At 49.5% G+C, this 16,770-nt stretch carries 14 protein-coding genes; 4 read left to right on the top strand and 10 right to left on the bottom strand.

Going from position 1 to position 16,770, the window contains the following annotated elements; all coding sequences use genetic code 11:
- Positions 1–2: 2 nt before the first annotated feature.
- From B4E62_RS00215 to B4E62_RS00225, 3 genes are all read right to left on the bottom strand, one after another.
- Positions 3–1,103: a hypothetical protein gene (locus B4E62_RS00215; protein WP_331350615.1), complete on the bottom strand. Its 1,101-nt coding sequence runs from the start codon at positions 1,101–1,103 to the stop codon at positions 3–5.
- On the bottom strand, positions 1,087–1,905 hold the full coding sequence (locus B4E62_RS00220) for a hypothetical protein (RefSeq protein WP_331350616.1): 819 nt from the start codon (positions 1,903–1,905) through the stop codon (positions 1,087–1,089). The genes B4E62_RS00215 and B4E62_RS00220 overlap by 17 nt, the downstream gene beginning before the upstream one ends.
- 95 nt (positions 1,906–2,000) lie before the next feature.
- Positions 2,001–3,401 (bottom strand): hypothetical protein, encoded by a 1,401-nt coding sequence (locus tag B4E62_RS00225; protein WP_331350617.1) that lies wholly within the window; start codon positions 3,399–3,401, stop codon positions 2,001–2,003.
- 165 nt (positions 3,402–3,566) lie between these two features.
- Here B4E62_RS00225 and B4E62_RS00230 point away from each other — a divergent pair, with 165 nt between their 5' ends.
- Together B4E62_RS00230 and B4E62_RS00235 are read left to right on the top strand one after the other, a co-directional pair.
- Positions 3,567–4,718 (top strand): PA0069 family radical SAM protein, encoded by a 1,152-nt coding sequence (locus tag B4E62_RS00230; protein ID WP_331350618.1) that lies wholly within the window; start codon positions 3,567–3,569, stop codon positions 4,716–4,718.
- A 172-nt stretch (positions 4,719–4,890) separates the two neighbouring features.
- On the top strand, positions 4,891–5,583 hold the full coding sequence (locus B4E62_RS00235; RefSeq protein WP_331350619.1) for a glycosyltransferase family 32 protein: 693 nt from the start codon (positions 4,891–4,893) through the stop codon (positions 5,581–5,583).
- 17 nt (positions 5,584–5,600) lie between these two features.
- Here the strand turns inward: B4E62_RS00235 and mapR are convergent, their stop codons facing one another.
- The 3 genes from mapR to B4E62_RS00250 all read right to left on the bottom strand — a co-directional run bounded on the left by mapR (position 5,601) and on the right by B4E62_RS00250 (position 9,018).
- Entirely contained in the window at positions 5,601–7,022 is a 1,422-nt protein-coding gene (gene mapR / locus B4E62_RS00240) for a GntR family transcriptional regulator MpaR (RefSeq protein ID WP_331350620.1), read from the bottom strand.
- Between the two features lie 59 nt (positions 7,023–7,081).
- Positions 7,082–8,482: a cytochrome c oxidase accessory protein CcoG gene (ccoG, locus tag B4E62_RS00245; RefSeq protein WP_331350621.1), complete on the bottom strand. Its 1,401-nt coding sequence runs from the start codon at positions 8,480–8,482 to the stop codon at positions 7,082–7,084.
- A gap of 95 nt (positions 8,483–8,577) precedes the next feature.
- Complete coding sequence (locus tag B4E62_RS00250) at positions 8,578–9,018, bottom strand: PACE efflux transporter (protein ID WP_331350622.1); 441 nt, start codon at positions 9,016–9,018, stop codon at positions 8,578–8,580.
- A 102-nt stretch (positions 9,019–9,120) separates the two neighbouring features.
- On the opposite strand from B4E62_RS00250, the gene B4E62_RS00255 reads away from it, so the two are divergent.
- Positions 9,121–10,041, top strand: coding sequence for a LysR family transcriptional regulator (locus B4E62_RS00255; protein WP_331350623.1), 921 nt, complete (start codon positions 9,121–9,123; stop codon positions 10,039–10,041).
- Positions 10,042–10,343: 302 nt separating this feature from the next.
- Positions 10,344–12,221: a right-handed parallel beta-helix repeat-containing protein gene (locus B4E62_RS00260; RefSeq protein ID WP_331350624.1), complete on the top strand. Its 1,878-nt coding sequence runs from the start codon at positions 10,344–10,346 to the stop codon at positions 12,219–12,221.
- A 94-nt stretch (positions 12,222–12,315) separates the two neighbouring features.
- On the opposite strand, the gene B4E62_RS00265 is transcribed toward B4E62_RS00260, so the two are convergent.
- The 4 genes from B4E62_RS00265 to B4E62_RS00280 are packed head-to-tail and all read right to left on the bottom strand — an operon-like array spanning position 12,316 to position 16,588.
- Positions 12,316–13,341 carry a GNAT family N-acetyltransferase gene (locus B4E62_RS00265; protein ID WP_310074701.1) on the bottom strand — a complete coding sequence of 342 codons (1,026 nt, stop codon included), beginning with the start codon at positions 13,339–13,341 and terminating at the stop codon, positions 12,316–12,318.
- 45 nt (positions 13,342–13,386) lie between these two features.
- The gene (locus B4E62_RS00270) at positions 13,387–14,487 is read right to left on the bottom strand and encodes a PrpF domain-containing protein (protein ID WP_331350625.1); all 1,101 of its coding nucleotides are present in this window, start codon (positions 14,485–14,487) and stop codon (positions 13,387–13,389) included.
- Positions 14,484–15,302, bottom strand: coding sequence for a class I SAM-dependent methyltransferase (locus B4E62_RS00275; protein WP_310074703.1), 819 nt, complete (start codon positions 15,300–15,302; stop codon positions 14,484–14,486). Before B4E62_RS00275 ends, B4E62_RS00270 begins: the two co-directional genes overlap by 4 nt.
- 44 nt (positions 15,303–15,346) lie before the next feature.
- Positions 15,347–16,588 (bottom strand): hypothetical protein, encoded by a 1,242-nt coding sequence (locus tag B4E62_RS00280; RefSeq protein WP_310074705.1) that lies wholly within the window; start codon positions 16,586–16,588, stop codon positions 15,347–15,349.
- Positions 16,589–16,770: the final 182 nt, after the last annotated feature.

Consider the following 16,770-nt stretch of genomic DNA (forward strand, 5'->3'; position numbering starts at 1 on the left):
ATTCAGTAATAAAAATGCAACTGAGCAAAAAAATCCAGGTAATTGCCCGCATCCCGCTGTGGAATATCATCGCCTTTACGCAAACCGCCGCGAATTTGTAAATTGGCGAAGGGCGTGTATTCCAATAACAATGAATGACGCACGCGCTGGTTTTCATCGATATTTGTATCTGGATCTAAATATTCAGTCGTGAGTTTGATGTTGTAACCTTTGCTGATTTCGCGATTCACTTCCAGCAGCGCGACTCGCTGTTCTTGATATTCATCAGGAATGTTTTCAATGGACTCATCTTCAATCAGATCTGCCTCGGCAAGAAAAACAAATCCCTGCCACACAAAACCGCCAAATAGATTGGCTTGCGTGCGCTCTCCAGCTTCGGCATCGTTGTAAAGTGCAGTTGCGCCAATACGCCAGTTGTTACCGAGATATTCCGCGCGCGATAAAAATTGTAAGTTCTTATCGTCATTGTTGAGGCCACTGCTGCCATTGCTAAGCGCAAAATTAAACAGGGTTTTGGTGTACTGCAAACCTAACTCCACACCGTTGTCGCCGGTATCAAAATTAAATCCACTTGTCTGCCGGATAAACGCGCTGTCATCTTCCAGGCGAATACCATAGGGCAACATAATGCGCCCCGCTTTTAAAAAATGGTTGCCGTTAAGTTTGGTGAGAATAAATGTTTCGCGATTTAACGCACCGCCGGGTGCGATCTGCTCATCAATATACAGTGAAAAACGCGAGTCTTTGGGTTGCAATACTACATAGAGTTGGCCGGATTGGGTTTCAAATCCGCGCGTGTCTTCACCTTCATCGCGATCCGACTGGTAATAATTGGTGCGCAAGTCTGCACCTATGCGTAAAGTCTCGCCGAATTTTCCGGCATCAAATAAATCCAGGCTACCTGCGGTTTGCGGCAATACATGGGTGCCGTAGTAGGCACCGTAAGTCGTGCGCGCTCCACCACCGGCAGGATTGACATGGCAGGTGGAGCATTGGGTATTATTTTTTATCGCCAGATAGGGTTCTGCGTGAGCGGTGTTTATTAATAACAGCCCCATCACACAAGTTAAAAATACAAAATAATTTTTACAGTGGATAAACATAGCTGTAGCCTCCGCCCTGGTTTTCGTCGCTGTCGCCGTCAAATACACGTTGCTCCTGATCGAGCAGTGGATATAAGTCGCTGTTGTTGATCAGCACTTCCAGTTGTATCGCCTGTAGTGGAATATCACTGACGGTGATGTAGAGAATCTGGTCGATCAGCAAGAGTGAAAAATCCGCTGCCGTTTTTTGTCCATCCAGGTTGTTATAAAACACGCCGATACTTTCAGGTGAAAGTGTTTCAAATTGCAGCGGGCGACTGAAATGCAAATCCACCGTTACTTGTGAATCACTTTTTTGCGCACTGGCGCGCGCGACTTTTGTTGTCGCTGAGCCTGTGCCATTGCGCGGTGCACCATTGGCGATCCAAGTGCGGACCTGGTCAATTTGCTCTTGCGATAAATAGGGGCCACCGAGTGGCATACGCGCACCGACAATATCTGCAGTGCCTTCCAATTTTTTTATCAAATAACTCTTATCCGGTTTCCCGGGATTGACGCGCATAAGCGTGGGAATTTCATCGGCTGTGCGATTGACTAAAAATGCATAGGAATTTTCTTCGGAATCCAACCGCAAACCACGCGGTGCATTGGCACCTGTGTGGCAGTTGGTGCAAATGGCCCCAAAAATATTCTGCTGTAATTGTGCGAGTGTTACCGCATTTTCTGACGCGCTACTGCTGCTTGCGCTGCTGTTTCCCTTGCTGCTGGAAGTGGGCAAACCCTGATCATTTAATCCTTTACCGGAACCGGCACCACAGGCGGTTAAGCCGGTGATTGCCAGTAATAAAAAAAAACTTTTCATGATGCAGTCCTCTCATCTTTTTTGTTGATCTGCGTCGTAAATAAAAACGGAAATGAAAAGCGGGCACTGCAAACCATCTGCAGCGCCCGGATTTTTTATGGCCGCGCGATGGTCCAGTCGGTGTATTCACCGGCAACATCACCAGGCTTTGAATCGCCAACATAGAAGTAGAGTGGCAAACCTTTGTAAGCCCATTGTTTGGTGGTGGCATCGCGGGTAATTACGCTGAAATCACCAAAGGCTTGTGCATCTGCGGGAGCATAAAGTGCGGGCCAGGCAGCCAGGCAACCGCCGAAGCAGGTAGTGACGCCGGGCGTATCGTCATCAAAGGTGTAGAGGGTGAAATCGAGGCGTGAATTATCGGCAGCACCGGCGGCATTGAGGATATTGCCGTGCGCAACTAACAGACGGTTTTTGGTTGGATGGTTGTTTACCGCAACCGCTGGTGTGCGCGCGACAAACCAGTTATTGCCAATCGCTTCGCCGTTGGTTTGGCCAGCTTGGGTATCGCCCGCAAAAAAGTAGAGCGGCATACCATTCAGCGCCCACTGCATTTCACCACTGGCGCGTTGCACCAAGCTGTAAGGAGCAGTCGCAACAGCACCGGCATGGGCAATCAAGGCCGGCCAGTTGGTGAGGCAGGTACCAGAACAATTGCTGACGCCGGCGGTGTCATTATCAAATGTGTAGAGGGTAAAACCATTGCGCTCGGCGGTACTGGTCTGCTCGGCGCCGTTAACCGGCATCGCCAGTTTCACACTGCCTGCAGCCGCGAGATGACTACCGAGGGTGGCGTTGGCCACTATTTGTGTGGGCATCGGCCGTGCGAGTAACCAGTTGGCTATGGCTTTACCGGCAGTTTGGCCAGCAACTGTGTCATTTTTGAAAAAGTAGAGTGGCTTGCCGTGATAGGCCCACTGCAATGCAGTACCGGCAGTGCCCATGCTGCGGGTGATTATCGAATAGGGTGCGCTTGCTTGATCACCCGGGTTGGCCAACAGCGGTGGCCAGTTCACCAGGCAGTTGCCGCTGCAGTTGGATACACCGGCGGTGTCATTGGCAAAGGTGTAGAGGGCGAATCCGGTGCGATTGAGCAACTGGCCGGTAAAGCTGGTGTTGCCGCCACCTTCCGGCATGCCGACTAATACGTCGCCACTCGCGACAAAATAATCGCCGTCAGCGGCATTGATTTGGCTATCGACCAAGACAACGGGCGGAACCAGAGCCGGTGCTACCGAGCTGGACGCCAATGAACTGGACGCGGGCGTACTGGATGCAGGTGTGCTACTCGGCGCAACTGAACTGGCGGGTGTACTGCTCGGTGCTATAGAGCTGGCAGCCATGGAGCTGGGCGCCACGCTGGAATAGCCGGTGCTGCTCGGAGTAGGTGAGTAGCCTTTGCCGCCACCTCCTCCGCCACCGCAAGCAGTGAGCAGGCCGGCACAGGCAAAGGTAAAGATTAAAGTACGACAGGATTTGTTAATAAACGGGTTCATGGTGGTTCCTCCTTAGATTGATTTGTCGGAGGAACTTACGGGCGACCTGCAAAAAGGTTGCAGGAGCCATGCGAGATAAAATAAAACCCGTCTTGCACAGGGAAAGATTTAGGCACAAAATAACTGTCTGTACATACAGTATCATTTTGTGAGGGTGGCGATGTTATGAGTACAAATGACGAGGATTTTATTGATCCCGCCCCCTGGATCAATGCAATCCCCCAAGCCCACAAAGGGCGCGGTGCCATCAGCAATATCGCCGGTCGCTATGAGACGCAACTCATTGAAACAGTCGATGATGGTTGGACACATTTTGTTGACGATACCGACATCAACCCGGCATTAAAAACTCACATTACCCCCGAGCTAGCCAAGACCATTCTCAGCCGCAACCAATCACCGGATTTGCCCTTTAGCGTCACGCTCAACCCCTATCGCGGCTGCGAGCACGGTTGTATCTACTGCTTTGCGCGCCCCACCCACGCTTATTTAGGATTATCACCGGGGCTGGATTTTGAAACCCGGCTCTACGCCAAAACCAATGCGCCGGAATTGTTGCGGCGCGAGCTTGCGCATAAAAATTACGAGCCCAGCCCAATCGCCTTTGGGATGAACACCGATGCTTACCAGCCGTGCGAGCGCGAATTAAAAATCACCCGCCGCTGTTTGGAGGTGCTGCATGAGTGCGATCACCCGCTCGGCATGATTACCAAATCGGCGCTGATCGAACGGGATATCGATTTACTGCAGGACATGACCGCAAAAAATCTGGTCACTGTCGCCATCACCATTACCACGCTCGACCATTCAATCGCACGAACATTAGAACCGCGCGCTGCATCACCCACGCGCCGTTTGCAGACAATTGAAAAACTCGCGCAAGCGGGCATACCGGTGCTGGTGAGTGTGGCGCCGGTGATTCCCTTTGTGACTGAGCAGGAATTGGAAAATGTGATGCGCGCTGCTGCCGATGCCGGCGCCACTGCTGCGGGTTACACCGTGTTGCGTTTGCCTTGGGAAGTAAATCCGCTCTTTCAGCAGTGGCTGCAAACCCACTTCCCCGAACGCGCCGAGCGAGTGATGAACCGGATCCGCGATATGCGCGGCGGCAAGGATTACGATGCAAATTTTGCCACGCGTATGCGCGGTGAAGGCCTCTGGGCCGATATGATCCGCCAGCGTTTTGCCAAAGGATTAAAACGCTATGGTTTGGGGAAAAGTGGGCGTTTTGTACAATTGGATTGCAGTTTATTCCGCAAACCGCTGAGTATTCCGGCGCCGAAAAAAACCGATAGGCAGTTGGATATTTTTGGTTAACGCAAAACATGGATGAATCTGGTGCATTATGCGCATAAATGCCCGCAACTATTGCTTTCTTGGCACCCCTATCGACAAAAAAGAGTTGTTTTGCTGGATGGCATAGCAATTGCGTGGATTCTCGGGTAATCCATCTGTTGATTTAACCGCCCGCTGGAAAAAGGAAAAACCTATGATTCCCAAAATCCTCCATCAATGCTCCAAATCTTACGTCTGGGAAGAGCGCCAACTGACCAAACGCGCGCGTGAGTTAATGCCTGATTTTGAATATCACGCCTGGACCGATGAGTCCAATCTGCAGCTCGTAAAAGACAAGGCACCGCAATTTCTCGATGATTATCTAAGTATTCCGGTAGGGGTGATTCGCGTGGACATTGCGCGCTGTCTGTACCTGTATGTGTACGGCGGGATTTATTTTGATACCGACTATGTTTTTTACAAACCTCTGGATGAGAAGTTTTTAGCGAACAAGTGTGTATTGGCGATTGAGGAGAAGGAGTGCAAAAGTATTGGCGGCAGTTATAAGCTGGGTAATGCCTTTATGGCATCTGCGCCGGGCTTTGATATGTGGTTAAAATTTATCGAGCGCATTTTTGCCAAACATCGCGCCGGTGAGACCAACATTGTTTTTCTCAGCGGCCCCCACGCCCTTACCTTATTTTTACAAGACAATCCACAATATAACGACGATATTACCATCATGCCTGGGCACGTAATTTATCCTGAATTTGCGATGGCGAAGCTCACTGCGAAAAAAACCGCACAGACTATTGGTGCTCACTTGTGTTGGGGATCATGGCGCGGCAAACCATTACATCAATATGTCCGCAGCCGTTTACGGCGCTGGATTTCAGCAGTGGTATAGCATTTTGTAAACCTTAGTTACAGGGAGGCAATTAATTTTCCCAACACCGCAATAGCCGCTTCAGTCTCTTTATTCCACGGTTGGCCGTAATTGATGCGCGCGCAGTTGCGAAAGCGCTGCGTGGCAGAAAATATTGGCCCGGGGGCAATGCTGATTCCCTGTGCCAGCGCGAGTGAAAATAATTTCAGCGTGTCTATATGCTCTGGAAATTCCACCCACAAAAAATAACCGCCACCGGGATGCGTTACTTTTGTCTGCGCGGGAAAATAGCGTGCGATGGCAGCGAGCATCAACTGCTGCTGTGTTTCCAAGGCCTCGCGCAATTTTCGTAAATGGCGATCATAACCGCCATGTTGCAAATAATCGGCGATGGCAACTTGCGCTGGAACAGACGGCGATAGTGTGGTCATCAATTTCAAGCGATGAATCTGTTCGGTGTAACGTCCTGCTGAAACCCAACCGACACGATACCCCGGTGCCAGATTTTTGGAAAAAGAACCGCAGTGCATAACTAATCCAGCGCGATCAAAAAATTTGATAGGTTTAGGTGGTGCGTTGCCGAAATATAATTCGGCATAAACATCGTCCTCTATCAGCGGTACTTGATATTGGTGCAGCAAATCATACAGCGATTGTTTTTTTTCATCGCTCATAGAAGCGCCGAGTGGATTGTGAAAACTGCTCATAAACCAGCATGCTTTAATCGGTAGCCGCTGCAAGCTGTCAGTTAATGTCGGCAGGTGAATTCCATCGCGCGGGTGCACCGGAATTTCAACCGCTTTCAATTGCAAACGTTCGAGAATTTGCAGCGCGGCATAAAACGTGGGCGATTCAATCGCGACCAGATCACCGGGTTGAGTGACGACCTGCAAACATAAATTCAATGCTTCCAATGCGCCGTTGGTGATCACCAATTCATCGGGTGAATTTATTTCACCGTTCATCATGCCATTCATCATATAGCGCAATGCAATTTGGCGGCGCAGGTTGGGGTTGCCCGATGTCATATCAGCGAGAATGGCGCGCGCTGGTAATTGCTGGATGCTTTTGCTCATGGAGCGCGCCAAACGCGCAAGGGGAAATAAATCCGGGCTGGGAAATGCAGAGCCGAAGGGAATAGTATCCGGGTCTTTAATCGATCCCAAAATGGAAAATACCAATTCACTTACATCAACGTCGGTGCTATCGGCATTGGCTACACTCATTTCCGGTTCGGTTAAAGCACGTTTGGCTTGCGCACGCACAAAATAACCAGAGCGTGCCCGCGCTTGAATCAAGCCGCGGCTTTCCAATAAATAATAGGCTTGAAAAACCGTGGCCTGACTCACGCCGTGCGTGCGGCTGGCGGTACGCACGGAAGGCACTTTCTCATTTTCGGCGAGCACACCGGTGCGAATTAATTGCGCAATTTCATCAGCTAGGCTTTCGTAAAGTTTCATAGGGTGGCATAGAGTTTCATTGCTGATTAATCGATTTATTTTCGTCTCATCCGAAATAATTAAAATGCCGGATAAATAAAATTCGCTGCTTCGCGTGTGGTTATGCGGTTGCTATCAACCAACACAAAATCAAAGTGGGTCATACCGGATTCTGCGCTGGCACCTTTCATGACAACACTCATCGGCATATCCACAATTTCGCCGGGTTTTAAATCGAGTGTAAAAGTACGTGTAAGTGATAAACGTGCATCATTGGCAATGTGCAACTCATAATGCGCAGGCATTTGGGTTTTGTTGGTAATTTTTAACCGATATACATTGACGATATCGCCATCACTATTTTTGCGATACAGAACCGTGCGATCTTTTACCACGCTCATATCCACCAGTTCGCGCGCATCCAACGCAAACCATAACGCAGCCAGCATTATGACGATGGCTGTTGCATAAGCGATTAAACGCGGGCGCAAAATTCGCGTGGGTTCACCGGCGAGCGCTGCTTCGGAAGTATAACTGACCAAGCCGCGCGCGTAGCCCATTTTATCCATCACCTCATCGCAGGCGTCGATGCAGGCAGCGCAGCCGATACAATCCATTTGCAAACCATCGCGAATATCAATTCCAGTCGGGCAAACTTGCACGCACATATAGCAATCGATGCAATCGCCCAAACCGAGTTCAGCGGGGTTTTCATCTTTTTTGCGCGACCCGCGTGTATCGCCACGTGCGGCATCGTAAGAAATCACTAATGTATCGCGATCAAACATCACACTCTGAAAGCGCGCGTAGGGGCACATATGCAGGCAAACTTTTTCACGCACCCAACCCGCGTTGAGGTAGGTGAGCGCGGCCACGATAAACACCCAAATCGCGCTGGTAGAAAACCATTCAAATTGCAGCAAATTCAAGGTCAACTCGCGCACCGGAATAAAGTAGCCGACAAATGCGATACCGGTAGCAATACTCATCGCCAACCACACACTGTGTTTGGCACCGCGCTTGGCGATTTTGGAAAATGACGCGGGCGCACTATTGAGTTTTATGCGCTGGTTGCGATCACCCTCGGTGATATTTTCGACCCACATAAACGCCCAGGTCCACACACTTTGCGGGCAGGTGTAACCACACCAGACGCGCCCCGCAATCATTGTCACCGCAAATAATAGAAATGCGCCGATAATCATCACCAGCGAGAGCAGCATAAAATCCTGCGGCCAAAAAGTCGTACCAAACACGTGAAACTGACGCGTGTCCAAATCCCACAATATTGCCTGATGACCGTTCCAATTAATCCACGAAGTCCCAAAAAATAGCAGCGCCAGCACGCCAGCGCCAAGGATCCGCAAGGTGCGGAAGCGACCGCTAAAGCTGCGTGTAACAATCTGGCCGTCGATGTTGGTTGCCTTGGGTGTGGGCAGGTTTTTGGTGGGAATTAACAGGGGGCTGCCGGTGTTGCTCATGGTTGTATCTCATCCACAGTGATGCTGCTCACTATGGATGGTCATCTGTACTAAAAACAGATTCAGATAATCGATAAAAAACCGGTGCAGATGAATTAACTACACGCCATAGGATCAGGTGATACTGCTGCTGGCAATCCAAACACCGCGTCAAACACCCAGTTGAAGGTAAACGTGTAAAACAGGAAAAACACCAGCAAGCCAAGGTCCATCAGGAGTGCCTGAAACAGACCGACCTCCAGCCACCAGGCGATTATTGGCACCAGAAAGATCAGCAGTCCACCTTCAAAACCCACCGCGTGTAATACGCGGATACCCAAGCTGCGACCCTGATATTTGCGGTGTTTTTCCCAGAGTTCAAAGCCATAGTTAAAGGCCAAATTCCACAATATGGCAATTGCGGAGGCGACGACAGCAATACCAAATGAGTTGACGGCGTCGGCGTTACTGATCAGTTTTAATAAGATCGCCGACAACACAATCGCAACCAGTTCGTACAAACCGACATAGACGACACGACGTTTTACCCCTTGCATATCCACCTCTGCTAAATCTGATATCAGCAGTTTCTATGCTTTGTGATGATAGAAAAAGTTAGCTAGTATCAGATCAACTGATAGATGAGAGTGGAAATCGCGATGAATGGGGCATTTAATTCCGAGACGATCGGTGTGTTTTTGGCGGTATTGGATAGCGGCTCTTTCTCGGCTGCGGCACGCCAACTGGGGCGTGTGCCTTCGGCGGTGAGTATGGCGATAGCGAATTTGGAGGCGGAGCTGGCGCTGGAATTGTTTGATCGCAGCGGCCGTGAACCCAAACCGACTGCCCATGCGCGGGCGTTGGAACCGCAAGCGCGGCTGTTGCTTGGGCAGTTGCAGCAGCTAAATACCCAGGCGCTGGAGTTGAGCCAGGGGTTGGAAACCCGGCTGACGCTGGTGATTGCGCCTGAACTGCAAACCGCGCCCTGGGTGGAACCCCTGCGGATTCTGGCGCAGGAGTATCCGCTGCTGGAGATCCAGATTATCACCGCCCCGCAAACCGACGCCTTGCAACTGCTCCACACCGGCAACGCGCAGCTCGCGCTGGTGTTCGAGCGCCCCGCCGCCGATGGCCGCGAGAATTTTCAGGAAGTAGGGCGCGAGGCGCTGGTCGCCGTTATCGCCCGCACGCATCCGCTACTGACAGAAATCCCGTCCACTGGCACTATCAACGACAGCCAATTGCGCCCTGTGCGGCAGGTAATGGTGGGCAGCCGCAGCCCCGCCGACCGCACATCTACTACCGACAACTTTTGTATCGCCTCGGAACATTACTGGCGGGTGGATCAGCCCGAGGTTGCCCTGCAGTTGGTGCTCGCCGAACTGGGTTGGGCCTGGTTGCCGCGCGCCTGCGTCCAGCCTTATATCAACGGCCGGATGCTGGTGGAATTGCCGATTGAAAACTTCACTAACGGCGAAGAATTGTGGATTGATCTGGTCTGGTCGCGCGAGCGGCCACTGGGATTGGGCGCACAGCGGGTGGTGGAGTTGATGGCCGAGCGATATCGTAATTCCCGCTAAGCGCATGGCGCAAAAAGTGTCGAAAAAATCACACTCCTGACATTCTCTGCTGTGTTCATTGGCAGAAGTGAGACTTTTGCACATATATCCTTTTTATAGGCATGATCAGATAAATATGCCAATTTCCTCAGTTGTATTGACCTCCCTCAAACAGTTCTTCGCCGGGTTTTTCTACCCCTTTGGTGGGCTGTTGGTGCAGGTTTTTAAGGATTAATAATAAGAGCGTCATTAGAACTTTTTCGGCTTGGTCTCGCGGTACCGCAACCCCTCCTATTCGAATTCACAAGACGAGAAGTGTCATTATGAACACCACTACTAAAACACGCCTGTCGCCTATGAGCGCAGGTTCCAGCATTAAATGCATGGCGGCAGCGATTGCCCTGTTGACCGGCAGCACTGCGTTTGCCGCGGCTACCGGCGGTTTTTCTACCACCGATGGCGGTAGCGCCAGCGGTTCGCAGTCGTTCACTGCGACTAGCCTTGACCAGCTCAAAACCATTGTCGCCAACGCCAAAAGCGGTGGTTACCCGGTGATCATTACCTACACCGGCAATGAAGATTCGTTGATCAACCAAATGATCAAAGACCACACCGTCGATTCCTCAGGCAACTGCCCTAACCCGCGCTGGAGTGAGGCTTACCGCTATGTGGAAATCAAGGAAATGACCAAAGGTGTCACCATCATCGGTGCCAATGGTTCCTCCGCGAATTTCGGCATTGTGGTGAACAAATCCAGCAACGTGATTGTGCGTAATATGAAAATTGGCGCGCTCGCCGGTGCCAGCAACGATGCCGATATGATCCGCATCGACAGCGGCAGTAACGTCTGGGTTGACCACAACGAACTGTTTGCCGTGAACAATGAATGTAAAGGCTCACCCGACGGTGACCTGACGTTTGAAAGTGCGATCGACATCAAGAAGGATTCGCACAACGTAACCGTGTCTTACAACGTGATTCGCGACAGCAAAAAAGTCGGCCTTGATGGTTCCAGCAGCAGCGATATCGCCGGTGGCCGCGAGATTACGTTCCACCACAATATCTATCGCAACGTCAGCGCGCGTTTGCCATTGCAACGCGGTGGCTGGACGCATATGTACAACAACTTGTATGACGGCATTACCGATTCCGGAATCAACGTGCGTCAGGCAGGCTATGCGTTGATTGAAAGCAACTGGTTCCAGAATGCAAAAAATCCGGTGACTTGCCGCTACGACAGCAGCAACTGCGGCTTCTGGGATTTGCGCAACAACAACATCAAGTCCCCAGCAGATTTTGCGACTTACAACATCACCTGGAGCAGCGGCGGCACCATCGACGCGACCAACTGGACTACCACCGCACCTTTCCCGATTAGCATTCCCTACAGCTACTCGCCCGTTACACCCCAGTGTGTGAAAGACAAACTTGCTAACTATGCGGGCGTCGGTAAAAACAATGCGCAATTGACTGCATCGGCCTGCGGCATTACCAGCTCATCGGTAGCACCTTCGTCCGTTCCAGCCGCAAGTTCAGCGCGTTCATCGGTTCCCAAATCGAGTTCAGCACCGTCAGTGGCCTCATCGAGCAGATCCTCAAGCTCAGTTGCCGTGGTGTCGTCCAGCAGATCGTCAAGTTCGGTTGCCGCTACCGGTTCAATTTCATTAGGCGCGACCGCAACTGGCAACAGCATTGTGCTGAGCTGGACTTCAAATAACCTGACCCTGGGCACACAAGAAGTTTATCGCGATATCGATGCAGAGCCGGCTGGCCGTGTGCGCATTGCGTCATTGTCATCCTCTGCGCGCATGTACACAGATGCAACCGCTGCATCTGGCCAGCAGTATTACTACTGGATCAAAAACACCACTTCCGGTGTTGTCACCAACTCCAATGCCGCCTCTGCAAAAATTGGCGGTACCAGCAGCGCTGCATCCAGCTCAGTGGCGTCCAGCCGTTCCAGCTCATCCACTGGCGCGCCAGTTCTGGGGGGCACCGGCGACTATCCAAGTGGCTTCTCCAAGTGCGCTGATTCGGGTGAGACTTGCACAGTGTCATCGGGTGATGGCTGGGTTGCCTTTGGTCGCAAAGGTAAGTGGGTAACCAAACGCGTGTCTGTACCAGGCTCGATTGCCTGTACCGTTGCTGCTTTCGGTTCTGATCCAGGCGGAGCGCCTAACAAGTGCTCTTACAAGCGCTAATTTATTCATCATGCCTGCGAGCGCATGAACTATAGAGCAGCGCAGCTAAATAGCTGCGCTGCTTACTCGCGAAAAAAAAGAAAAGCCCAGGTTATTAATTGGGTTGTCGGTAACCCTTCAAATAATCATTGACGTGATAGGCAAATTGAAGCAGTGCCGGTTTTACGATATATACACTGACAAAATCCAATTGCGCATTAGCGATGGCCTCTTTGTAATTACAGTGCTTACCTTTACCCGCCATAAAATCGTAATAGTCTACCGCAGGGGAATTAAAGGCAGCCTCGATTTGAAACCCAAAATGCAAGGTGCCGAGCGAAACTCCGTGCATAAAATTTTCAATATAACCAGATTGCAAATTATAAACCCTGCCATTCACATTGATATCGAGCATCACCGACAGTGGTTTGTCATCGAGCCACAGCACCGACAAATCCACGCCATGCCCTGCTGCCGCAAGATTGTTTAAAGCATTGATAATCAATGTGGTATTTCGCGGAAGAAAACAGGGCTCATTCCATCGCTCCCAGTGAAACTGATTTATTAAACCAATAAATTTTTCGGTATCGGGCCAAATATTGGTAATGTGCAGATCACCCAACTCCATTAGTTTGGTGCGTCGGTTGAATAACTTAAGCCGAGTACTGCGGCCAAGGCTTTTCAAATAATTTGTAAAAGTATCATTACGCACATCCACCCCATACGAAGTGGTTTTATCCCTAATCAGCAGCGCAAAATGTTGCTGTGAACAAAAATCCTTAATGATTTCAAACTCGGCTGAATCAAACATTAAATCGGGAATATAAAATTGATGCCAATAATGGCTCAGTGACTCCGCCAACAACGATTTTAATTGTTGCGGATCTTCAAAACAAAAATATTCTCCGCGAATGCTGGGGACAACCCCCGTTGCAACCCCGACGGGAATGAGAGTCCTCAACGGCAGGAAGCGGAATTTATAATCGGTGAAACTGCATAGGCCTGACACCAATGTCTGGGTATTAATATCACCCAGACATTTCAGACGCGGGTGAGTTCCCCAAGCCGTGAGCCAGGCACTCAACCAAGCGGAGGTGCGGAATAATCCAGGGCGGTGATGTTGTGGGAAATAATCGTTCATTTTCTGATGCCTACAATGTTCTTATTTGTAAAATAAAATTCAATGCTACGCATAAGCAACTCCGGCCATAATGATTCGCGCGGAGCGATTTACCGATGTGTATTTAATATTGACCTTGCCATCAATAACTTCACTTAAACTGTTAGTAGAAATAACACCCTCGGAATGTTTGATTAATACGTTATATTCAACTCCTTTACTGATATTGCAAGTATTCAGCAGCGTGCCCGGAATAACGCAAGCGGTACTGATACATATAGCACCGGTCACTGGAAAAGCTTTGTGGGTTTTATAGCGATTGATCACCCGCGCGGTCAGTTCTTTGTGGTCATCCACCATGCGAGTAAAGTCGGCGTAAATAGCTATCTTGATTTGCTTGGCGAGAATAGGGCGATCCAAATGTTGCGATATTAATCCAGCTACTGATTCGCGCAATTGCTCAATAAGATCTTTAAAGGGTTCATTTAAATCCAACAGTTCCGGTTGCTCGTCACCCGTTAAATTAAATTGATCGGCGGGGAAAAAAGCATAGAGCGTACCGCAATCTACAATAGAGCAGCGATAATCTTTATTGTTGATCGTGAGTGTATCCACCGTTTTACCGCTCGGCAGAATTTCTCCAGTAATTGAACCGCCGGGTTCGATAAAGGTTAATTGTATTTCACTGCCCGCGCCCTGGACGCCATCAATTTCCCTGCAATCTTTTATCAATGGCGTCAAATCGGGGCACATTGGAATCAGCGCCTCCAATTTTTTTCCCGTATTCATATTGCGAATACGAATTTTTGTGTGCGGGTATTGGGCGGCAATCAAACCGGTAGCCAATGCAAATATACCTACACCTGAAGCGAGATTACCGCACATGGTCGAGTAATTAATTACACCTTCATCGATACCTACTTCGCCCGATAAATATTCAACGTCCACATCGGGATTATCACTCTGTTTTATCAGCGCTACTTTACTGGTGAGTGGATCGCCGCCCCCCAATCCATTGATCTGGCGCAGATCGGGGCTGCCCATCAACGTGAGGATAATAGCGTCGCGCTGTGTTTTATCACTGGGCAATTCCTGAGTGTTGATGAATAAACCTTTCGTTGTTCCGCCGCGGACAACTGCACATGAAACAGGATGATAGTAAGTCATACCAATTCTCCTTGTGGCGTTTTCTTGAGTACGATGATGTGAATATCCGCCATGGCTCTATAAAGTTTTTTTAACTTCAATGTACTTAAGAACCAGTGAATTAATCGATTGCAGCGCGCGGCCAATTTTCCATCGGAAATGATTTTTTTATTGAACCGCAAAGTACCAAATCCAATTTGGGTTTCATCAATAATGTGCAAGGGGGTCTTGGCAATCTGGGCGATAACTTCCGCACGCGGAATGGAGCGGCCAATGGTCTTGGGCGATGCGGGGCGGCTGCCGAACATGGAACCGGCAAGGGTTTTTGCCAGCATTACCGGATCCATGAACACATCGTTGTAAAAATTGCGATAGGTAACTATGGCTTTGCCATTGGGTTTTAAAATGCGATTGATTTCGTGCAATGCTTTTTCAATCGACTCGGCATAACTGATAACACCCAAACAAACCACCATATCAACTGATTCATTCGGTAGTGGAATTTGCTCGCACTCGCCCTGAATCAATGACACTTGCTGCGCCCGGGCACCGAGGTTAGCGCGCGCCAGCTGTAACATATCGGTGGAATAATCCATCCCAATCAGGCGATATTGTTGTGCATCCAACTTAACCAATACAGGTCCTGCGCCGCAGCCGAGATCAAGCACACAGGCACCCGCTGGCGTTTGCGCCTGAATATAACCCACTGAAAAATCGCGGCGCGCACGAAAGCTGAGCGCTTCCACATCAGGTTGTGTGCCGGTATAAATTGCCGACCATTTATGCGCATCTTTGCTATCTGAAAAACGGTTTTGTGCCTGCTCTTTCCATTGCATATAACCACCCGTTAGCCATTGCTACTCCGCAATTGTGTAATTTTTTATTTCATCAGTTTTTTAAATTTCGCTGTAATGAGCGTGGCGATAAAGTGAGCGTAATAACGCAGCGACAATAAAAAATCATCGCGCGCAAAAACCGCATCGGCCTTAATGGATAGCGCCTCTTTAAGCCAGGTTAGCAGCGAGCTTTGACCGATACCGGCCAGTTCGCGCGCGGCCCAAAAATCCATAGACAACCATGCCCAGCGCTCGCCATCTTGCCAATCGGTCACTGGGGGTAGCGGTTGCCCAATCGCGTAAAAATACGCCATCGCTGGTAAATCGACTCCGGCGGCTATGGCGCAGCCCGTGGTGTTGACCGGCCGGCCATTAATTTCAATTAACTTATAAGTTTCAGTAGCAGGATCAAGTTTCCATTCAACGCCGGCAACGCCGTAATAGTTAATCGCCGACAACAGGCGCCTAGATTGATCCAATACGATGGGGTTGTGACAGGATTCGGTCATTGTGCAGTAGCCAAAATCGATCGGACACTGGCGAATTTTTTTGCGGATAAACCAGGAAACAAGTTGATGGTCGGCAGAAAAAAATCCTAAAAAAGTCACCAGCCTATGATCGCGCCCACCAATAATTTCCTGAATCATAAATTCGGTGCCCGGTAAAAATATAGCGCGCGCAACGTTTAATAATTCCTGTGCGGAATCCACCCTGATACCTTTTTTTCCACGCGCGCCCGATTTTGCCGACTGTAATTTCCATTCAAAGGACACATTGGGTTTTATCACGTAGGGATAATTGCCAATGGAGTGCGCCAAGGTTTCTACTTCGGTTAAATCCTGAGGGAAATAGGTTTCTGGAATGGGAATTCCCAGTGACTGTGCGGTTTCATACTGAAAACGTTTGTTATTAATTTTGCCGATAGCATAAGTATCTGGTGCGGGAATCAGAAAATATTTTGCTAATTGGCGATAATACTTACCTACATACCAAGCGCACTCATCAACACAGGGAATTAATACATTATTGCCTGGATAACGCTCCGCCAGAGCATTAAAAAACCCATGCATAAGCTCCACAGGTTCATGGATGTAAGGGCAAAACTCCACACCCGCAACATAGCGCGAGCCGATAATGCCATCGCGCTTATTAGTTGTAACAAGAATTATTTTTATGCCTCTTCGTCCTAGTGAGCGAACTACTGCTAGGGTTGAGAGATTTATCTGCAACCCTCCACCCTGTGAATCACCTATGTGGTTAAACACAATAGCCAGAGGCATGCTCATGACAATTCCTTTTTACTTAAATGTTTACTGTCTTTTTGAAGTTTTTCTGGCTTTTGTTGTCTTGTAACTAAATGAACTAAGCAGAAAAAATTAAATTTCGTCTCTATTTAAAAACTGTAAATTATTTTTTAACTGGGCAATTTTGTGAACAAGTAGATAATCCAATAGCTTAGTAGGTCGCA

The sequence above is a fragment of the Cellvibrio sp. UBA7671 genome, from assembly GCA_002483145.1.
GTDB classification, from domain to species: domain Bacteria; phylum Pseudomonadota; class Gammaproteobacteria; order Pseudomonadales; family Cellvibrionaceae; genus Cellvibrio; species Cellvibrio fibrivorans.

Excerpts from the sequence above, each read along its gene's own strand:
- B4E62_RS00215 (WP_331350615.1), bottom strand. The coding sequence starts at position 1,103 with ATGTTTATCCACTGTAAAAATTATTTTGTATTTTTAACTTGTGTGATG.
- B4E62_RS00220 (WP_331350616.1), bottom strand. The coding sequence starts at position 1,905 with ATGAAAAGTTTTTTTTTATTACTGGCAATCACCGGCTTAACCGCCTGT.
- B4E62_RS00225 (WP_331350617.1), bottom strand. The coding sequence starts at position 3,401 with ATGAACCCGTTTATTAACAAATCCTGTCGTACTTTAATCTTTACCTTT.
- B4E62_RS00230 (WP_331350618.1), top strand. The coding sequence starts at position 3,567 with ATGAGTACAAATGACGAGGATTTTATTGATCCCGCCCCCTGGATCAAT.
- B4E62_RS00235 (WP_331350619.1), top strand. The coding sequence starts at position 4,891 with ATGATTCCCAAAATCCTCCATCAATGCTCCAAATCTTACGTCTGGGAA.
- mapR (WP_331350620.1), bottom strand. The coding sequence starts at position 7,022 with ATGAAACTTTACGAAAGCCTAGCTGATGAAATTGCGCAATTAATTCGC.
- ccoG (WP_331350621.1), bottom strand. The coding sequence starts at position 8,482 with ATGAGCAACACCGGCAGCCCCCTGTTAATTCCCACCAAAAACCTGCCC.
- B4E62_RS00250 (WP_331350622.1), bottom strand. The coding sequence starts at position 9,018 with ATGCAAGGGGTAAAACGTCGTGTCGTCTATGTCGGTTTGTACGAACTG.
- B4E62_RS00255 (WP_331350623.1), top strand. The coding sequence starts at position 9,121 with ATGAATGGGGCATTTAATTCCGAGACGATCGGTGTGTTTTTGGCGGTA.
- B4E62_RS00260 (WP_331350624.1), top strand. The coding sequence starts at position 10,344 with ATGAACACCACTACTAAAACACGCCTGTCGCCTATGAGCGCAGGTTCC.
- B4E62_RS00265 (WP_310074701.1), bottom strand. The coding sequence starts at position 13,341 with ATGAACGATTATTTCCCACAACATCACCGCCCTGGATTATTCCGCACC.
- B4E62_RS00270 (WP_331350625.1), bottom strand. The coding sequence starts at position 14,487 with ATGACTTACTATCATCCTGTTTCATGTGCAGTTGTCCGCGGCGGAACA.
- B4E62_RS00275 (WP_310074703.1), bottom strand. The coding sequence starts at position 15,302 with ATGCAATGGAAAGAGCAGGCACAAAACCGTTTTTCAGATAGCAAAGAT.
- B4E62_RS00280 (WP_310074705.1), bottom strand. The coding sequence starts at position 16,588 with ATGAGCATGCCTCTGGCTATTGTGTTTAACCACATAGGTGATTCACAG.